The 6,008-nt window shown below is 75.4% G+C and carries 12 protein-coding genes; all 12 read right to left on the minus strand.

Going from position 1 to position 6,008, the window contains the following annotated elements:
• The 12 genes from K1J57_RS33025 to K1J57_RS33080 all read right to left on the minus strand — a co-directional run bounded on the left by K1J57_RS33025 (position 1) and on the right by K1J57_RS33080 (position 5,777).
• Positions 1-168, minus strand: coding sequence for a hypothetical protein (locus K1J57_RS33025; protein ID WP_220566133.1), 168 nt, complete (start codon positions 166-168; stop codon positions 1-3).
• An 88-nt stretch (positions 169-256) separates the two neighbouring features.
• A complete protein-coding gene (locus K1J57_RS33030) occupies positions 257-523 on the minus strand; it encodes a hypothetical protein (protein WP_220566134.1) in 267 nt (88 codons plus the stop codon).
• 302 nt (positions 524-825) lie between these two features.
• Entirely contained in the window at positions 826-1,716 is an 891-nt protein-coding gene (locus K1J57_RS33035) for a hypothetical protein (RefSeq protein WP_220566135.1), read from the minus strand.
• A gap of 163 nt (positions 1,717-1,879) precedes the next feature.
• Positions 1,880-2,200: a hypothetical protein gene (locus K1J57_RS33040; protein ID WP_220566136.1), complete on the minus strand. Its 321-nt coding sequence runs from the start codon at positions 2,198-2,200 to the stop codon at positions 1,880-1,882.
• A gap of 10 nt (positions 2,201-2,210) precedes the next feature.
• Entirely contained in the window at positions 2,211-2,405 is a 195-nt protein-coding gene (locus tag K1J57_RS33045) for a hypothetical protein (RefSeq protein WP_220566137.1), read from the minus strand.
• Positions 2,406-2,579: 174 nt separating this feature from the next.
• Positions 2,580-3,179 (minus strand): hypothetical protein, encoded by a 600-nt coding sequence (locus K1J57_RS33050; protein ID WP_220566138.1) that lies wholly within the window; start codon positions 3,177-3,179, stop codon positions 2,580-2,582.
• Entirely contained in the window at positions 3,176-3,358 is a 183-nt protein-coding gene (locus tag K1J57_RS33055; RefSeq protein ID WP_220566139.1) for a hypothetical protein, read from the minus strand. Before K1J57_RS33055 ends, K1J57_RS33050 begins: the two co-directional genes overlap by 4 nt.
• A 54-nt stretch (positions 3,359-3,412) precedes the next feature.
• Complete coding sequence (locus K1J57_RS33060; RefSeq protein ID WP_220566140.1) at positions 3,413-3,619, minus strand: hypothetical protein; 207 nt, start codon at positions 3,617-3,619, stop codon at positions 3,413-3,415.
• Positions 3,616-4,779 carry a DNA polymerase III subunit beta gene (gene dnaN / locus K1J57_RS33065; protein WP_220566141.1) on the minus strand — a complete coding sequence of 388 codons (1,164 nt, stop codon included), beginning with the start codon at positions 4,777-4,779 and terminating at the stop codon, positions 3,616-3,618. Before dnaN ends, K1J57_RS33060 begins: the two co-directional genes overlap by 4 nt.
• An 82-nt stretch (positions 4,780-4,861) precedes the next feature.
• Positions 4,862-5,167 (minus strand): WhiB family transcriptional regulator, encoded by a 306-nt coding sequence (locus tag K1J57_RS33070; protein WP_220566142.1) that lies wholly within the window; start codon positions 5,165-5,167, stop codon positions 4,862-4,864.
• Positions 5,167-5,580 carry an SsgA family sporulation/cell division regulator gene (locus K1J57_RS33075; RefSeq protein ID WP_220566143.1) on the minus strand — a complete coding sequence of 138 codons (414 nt, stop codon included), beginning with the start codon at positions 5,578-5,580 and terminating at the stop codon, positions 5,167-5,169. Before K1J57_RS33075 ends, K1J57_RS33070 begins: the two co-directional genes overlap by 1 nt.
• Positions 5,577-5,777 carry a hypothetical protein gene (locus tag K1J57_RS33080; RefSeq protein WP_220566144.1) on the minus strand — a complete coding sequence of 67 codons (201 nt, stop codon included), beginning with the start codon at positions 5,775-5,777 and terminating at the stop codon, positions 5,577-5,579. The genes K1J57_RS33075 and K1J57_RS33080 overlap by 4 nt, the downstream gene beginning before the upstream one ends.
• Between the last annotated feature and the right edge of the window lie 231 nt (positions 5,778-6,008).

A 6,008-nucleotide genomic window follows, 5' to 3' on the forward strand; every position in this document is an offset into this window, starting at 1 on the left:
TCACCTCCGGGGGCGGTGGGTGCTGTCCCTCGCCGCCTCGCACATCCGGGCGATGACCAGTTCCAGCAGGGCGCGCTGTCCGGCCGGGAGGGAGTCCAGCCACGCCTCGTCGTCGGCGGCCTGGGCGTCGGACACCTCGTCGGGCTCGCCGAACTCCGCATGGGTCATGCCCGGGGTCTACCCCGTGGGCGCGGACACGTCCGCCCGGGGTGGCCAGCCCCGTGGCCACGCCTGGGCGCCAGGGTTGGCCACGGGGTCAGGGGCGGTCCGGGCGGGGCCGGTCGGTCCTGGGCGCGGTCTGGCGGGCGTGGCCGGCGGCCCGTTCGAGGTGGCCGGTCGCGGCGGCCAGGCGGCCGGGATCGCCGCTGAGCAGGTGGCGCAGCCCGGCGGCGGCCTCGCGCACCGCCCACAGGGCGTCGTCGCCGGGGTCGGCGAGCAGGCGGGGGCGGACTCGGGCGGACACCTCGGCCAGCAGGGTGGCCAGCTCGTCGGTCAGGCGGTCGCGGTCGTGGCCATCGGGCACGGCGGTCTCCTCGGTTCGGGGGTCACCGTCCAGGATGGCCGCCCCGGCTGTCCCGTGTCCGGGGTTCCCGGCACGTGCCCCCGGACAAAGCGTGGCCACCCCTGGCCACCCTCCGCCCAGGGGTGGCCACACCCCCGCGAGCCCGTATTCCTATACCGCTTCCGGGGGTCCGGGAGCGCCTTCCTGACTCACGATAAGTGGGCCATATCATGAGTGACCCTTTGTGTCATTACAAAGGTGGGCACAAAAAAAGGCCCCGCCCTCCGGTGGTCCGGAGGGCGGGGCTTCGCGGTGTGCGGGGGTCAGGTGGTGACGGTGTAGCGGCCGGTGTCGCTCGCGCTGACCGGGGGCTGGTGGTCCAGGGCCAGCCCGGCCCCGCGCAGCGCGGCCGCCCCCTGCTCCAGCAACGCCAGGGCGTCGGGGCGCCGGTCCGGGTGGCCCATGCCCACGACCGTCAGGGACACCCGCCAGGCGGCCGGGGCGTCGGCGGAGGTGGCGCGCTCGCGTCGCACGTGCAGCGCCAGGCCCTGGGGGAGGGGGCCGGAGGAGACCGGGCCGGGGGCGGTGCGGGGCAGGCCCGCCCGGTCCAGGGCCAGCTCGGCGTCGCGCTCCAGGAGCTGGGCAGTGCGGGGGCGCTCGCGCACCCGCCGGATCTGGGTGTGGGAGGGTCCGGCCAGGCGGGCGAGCTGGCGGTCGGCCAGGGCCAGGTCGTGGCCGCGCTGGATGAGGGTGGTCACCCGCTCCTCGGCCAGGGCCAGGGCGCGGGCGGCCTCGCGCAGGCTGTCGCGGACGCCGTCGGGGTGGTCGTCGCTGCTGGCCTGGGCCAGCACGCGGCCGTCGGGGTCCAGGAGGACGACGGTGGCGGGGGAGCCGTCGCGGGGCGGGCGCTGGCCCCACCCGTACTCGCGCTCGCGGTCCAGGCGCTCGGAGAGCAGGCCGCGGGCGGCCATGGCGGCGGCGATGGCGTGCAGGGCCGCGGGCAGGTGCGGGGAGGAGACGACCACCCCGCCCTCGGGGGTGGGGGCGGCCTGGGCGGTGACGGGCTCGGACAGGCCCCACAGGTGTTCGGTGACGCGGTCCTCGCACGCCCAGTCCGGCATGTGGTGGGCGTCGTTGTGCAGGCCCTGGACCTCGGTGGTGGCCCCCTGCCAGGTGATCAGGGCGCGGGCGATGGTGCACTGGGCGTCGGGCATGACCCCTCCTCGGTTCTGGAACATTTTGTTCCGTGCTTGGAACATAGTGTTCCACGGTTGGGGGTGGTGTGCGAGGGTTCCCGTGAACTTTCCGCGACCGCCCAACACGAAAAGCCCCGCACCCCGGGGGTTCCGGGGCGCGGGGCCGGGCGGTGTGCGGGGGTCAGTGCCCGGTCGCGGCGCCGTGCAGCTCCAGCGAGGCCAGCAGGCCGCGAGTCTGGGTGAGTGCTGCCCGGGGGAAGTCGGGATGGGTCAGGTTGTGGCGCAGGCACGCCAGGGCGGACGCCCTGGGCACCCCGGCCCCATCGAGCATCTCGAAGGCCGCGTCCAGGTCCGCAGCCAGGGCGGCGGGGGCCTCCTGGGCGTGTTCCCCGACCATCCGGACCAGGGACGGAGGGATGTCGCAGGTGTCCATGTCCGTGCCGTAGCGGTGCCAGTAGTAGTCCAGCGCGCCGTAGAGCGCGTGGTAGAACACGGCTTCCACAGTCGCCTTCCTAGTCGTCGTCTTCGGCGAGTTCGGCCGCGAGCTTGGTCGCGGCCGCCAGGGCCAAGGTGGCGTACACCTGGCCGGCGGCGGCCAGCGCCGCTGCCCGATCGGGGTGGGGGTCGGCCTGGTCCGCGGCGTGCTTGGCCAGGCGTTCGGCCATCTTGCGCGAAGCCTGGTACTCGCTGTGGAGCTCGAACGTCATGAGGTTCCTCCGGGGGGTCAGTTCTGGCGGTCAGCGTAGAGGACCGGGCCCTCGTGAGCGGTGCGCACGCGTCGGCACCCGGGGCAGTCCACGGGTGTGCCCGGGGGCAGCGGGATCGCGTCCGCGGGGATCCAGTCGTCGCAGTGCGCCCATCCGGGGGCCTGGCCGGGCATCTCAGGGGTGGATCTGCTCGGCCAGCGTGAGCAGCCGCCGCACCTCGGGGGCGTCCGGGGCCAGCGCGGCCGCGGCGCTGACCGACCTGCGCAGCGCCCAGGCGATCTCCTCCAGCTCCTGTTCCGGGGGCAGCATCTGCAGGGCCAGGCGCCGCAGGTGCTCGGGGTCGCGCCAGTCGGCGCGTGCCCGGCCGGCCAGGGCCAGCGCCCGGGCACGCAGCCGCTCCAGGACCTCCTCCTCACGGTCGACGGCGGACAGGTCGACCTTGCCGAGCTGGGCGATCTGGCGCTGGCGGTCGGCCTCGGCCAGGTCGGGGGCGGCCAGCAGCCGGGCATGGGCGCGGGCCAGGACGGCCTGGCGCCCCAGGGGCTTGAGCTGGCGCACCAGCTCGGCGATGAGGTCGACGGTGCGCTGCCCGTCCACCTCCAGGACCAGGGTGGGGTCGGTGCGCAGCGCGGCGGCCGCCCGGGTCAGCGCCTCGCGCACGCGCTCGTCGGCGCACCCGTCCAGGGCGCGCTGGAGGACCTGGTGGGCGCGACGCACCTCGGGGTGGGTGTGCACCGCCGGGGCCGGGTCGGCCTGCGTGGTGGTGGTGTTCATCGGGCGTCCTTCCTCTGGTCGGTGTAGCGGGGGTCCTCGCCACGGCGCAGGGCCGCGCCGCGCAGGCGGGCGGCGCCACGGCCGGTTCCGGGCGCGGGCCGCAGGCCCTGGCGGGCCAGCTCGGCCTCCCACTCCGGGGAGCGGGCGATCTTGTCGACGGTGATGCGGGGCTTGGGCATGGGACTCCTTCGGGGAACAGGGCGGCCGCCCCACCTGCTGGGGCGGCCGCGGGGTTACCAGGGTTCGGCGACCAGGCGCATCCGGCGCCCGCCGGCGACGTGGAGCTCGGCGGCGGCCTGGGCGCCGATGCCGTAGGCGTCGGTGACGTCCACCTGGTGCCCGGCCTGCCGGAGCGCCGAAAGGACCACCAGGAGGAGGTCGTCGGCGGCCTCGCCGGGGGCGAGCAGGGTGCGCACCTCGTCGTCGGTCAGCGGGGTCACCGGGTCCCCCCGGTGGGCTGGCGGACGGGCATGACCAGCCACATGAGACCGCTCTGCTCCTCATCCCCGGGCCTGGCGAGGAACGGCTTCTCGGGGTGGCCGAAGGACAGCCGCACCGTCTCGCCGGGGATCGCGGCCAGGGCCTCGGTCAGGAAGTGCGGCTGCACGTGGACCACCAGGTCGCGGTCGGTTTCGACGTGGGCGTCGACGTCCTCGGCCACCGCCCCCAGGTCCTCGCTGCCCGAGCGCACCACCAGGCCCTCCCCGGTGATGCTGATGCGCAGCGGGGTGGTCCGCTCGGCGAACAGCGACACGCGCTTGATGGTGTCGCGCAGGGCGGTGATCGCGACGTCGACCTCGATGTCCTGGCCCTGGGCGAGCGTGTGCATGCGCTCCCAGGTGGGGAACTCCCCGTCCAGCAGCCGGGTCATCAAGCGGCGCCCGTCACCGGTCAGGGACACCGTGTCGCCGTCCCGGCCGATGTTGACGGTCTCGCTCTTGGCGAGGGCCTTGGTGGTCTGGTGCAGGGTGAGGGCGGGCACCAGCGCGGTGTGGGTGGTGTCGTCGCCGTCCAGGGTCGGAGTCCACGGCGCGGTCGCCAGCGCGAACCGGTACCGGTCGGTCGCCTCGGCCTGCATGCCCTGCGGGCCGAAGGCGAGGTGAATGCCGGTGAGCGCGACCAGCTCAACGTCGGTCGACGCCGCCGCGACGATCCGGGACACCGCCTGGGCGAGGTCGTGCGCGTCCACGGTGCCCAGCGGCTCGGGCCAGGCCGGGAAGTCCGGGTACTCCTCCAGCGGCAGGGTGCGCAGGCTCGCACGGGTGGGGCCGCAGGTGACGCGCACCTGGTCGTGGTCCACGGCCAGGGTGACCATGAGGTGGCGCGGCAGCGAGGACAGCAGCGCCGACAACAGACGGCCCGGGAGGACGACGTCGACGAGCCCGTCGGTGTCCACGTCCAGGTCGGCGCAGGCCCACACCTCGTAGTCCGTGCCGCGGGCGGTCACCGCCCCGTCGGGGGTGGCGCTCAGCCGCACCCCCACCAGCACCGGGACGGCGGGGCGGGTGGGCAGGTGGGCGGCGACCCAGCCGATCTGGTCGGCGAGGTGGCCGGCGGAGCCGGTGATGGTGGCGGTGCGGGTCGCGGTGGCGGTGGTCATGAAGCAGTCCTCTCGGTGGTAGGAAGGGGAAGGGCACCTGCCGATCTCGACTCGGCGGGTGCCCTTCGTTGTGAGGGTGAGGTCAGGCCGCGGGGAGTTTCGCAGCCTTGGTGCGGGCCCGGCGCAGGCGGCGCCGCTCGGGGAGGGTGAGGCCGCCCCAGATGCCGGTGCGCAGCCCCCGGGCGCCCATGGCGTCCTCGAGGCAGGCGGCGCGGACGGGGCACTCGCGGCACACCATGACGGCGGCCGCGATGGCGGCGGTGTCGGAGTCGGCCGGGTGCCAGTCCGCGGGGCGGCCGACCTTGGCGCACAGGGCCTGGGCGACCCACGGCGGCGGGGCCGGCCAGGGGTCGGTACCGGCCGGGGCGACCCGGGTGCGGAACCCCATCACCCCTCACCCCCGCCCGTGTCGAGCAGCAGGGCCAGGGCGTGGTCGACGTCGACAGCCTCGGTGCCGGCGGGCACCGCCTCGTAGGTGGCGGCGAGGAACGCCTCCAGGTCCTCGCGGCGGATGAGGAACTGCCCCCACTTGCCGGTGTCGGCGTCCCGCAGCTCGATGACCGCCAGGTGCGGCAGGGCCAGGGAGGCGATACGGATGCGCACGTCGCCGTCCCCGGCCCAGGAGGCGACGCCCCGGGCGGCGAGGTCGCGGGCCACCGCCCACTCGATCGCGAGGTCGTCGTCCTCATCGAGGGGGAACCTCAGGGTGAGCACGAGCGGGTCGGCAGCGTCCCAGGCCAGCTCCAGGGGGTGGACGGTCGCGGCCTCCCCGGCGGACAGGCACGTGGTCTGGCGGATCACCGCTCCTGCCCCCCGTCGTCGGTCCGGGCGGTGGACAGGGGCGCCCGGTAGGCGCGGGTGCGGTCCTGGTGCACGTCGGAGCGGCGCAGGCGGGTGCCGCCGTGGCTGGTGCAGTACTGGCGGGGCCCGGACCCGCACCGGGGGCAGGCCACCGCCAGCGGGAGCAGCGGGTAGGTCAGCGGCTCGGTCTCGGACACGGTGTTCTCCTTCGGATCGGGGGTGTGGACGGTGGACCGTGCGGTCCCCCCGACCACGCCGTCCCGGTAGGGGAGGGAGTGGTCAGGGCCAGCGCACGGGGTCTACGGGCGGAGGGTGCCGTCGGCGCGTTCGCGGCGGGCGACGAGTCCCCATCCGGCCCGGGAGAGCAGGTCGCACCCCAGCAGCACCGCGATGGAGCAGCACGTCAGCCCCAGGGCGGTGGTCAGGTC

It is taken from the genome of Nocardiopsis sp. MT53, from assembly GCF_019598965.1.
GTDB lineage: Bacteria > Actinomycetota > Actinomycetes > Streptosporangiales > Streptosporangiaceae > Nocardiopsis > Nocardiopsis changdeensis.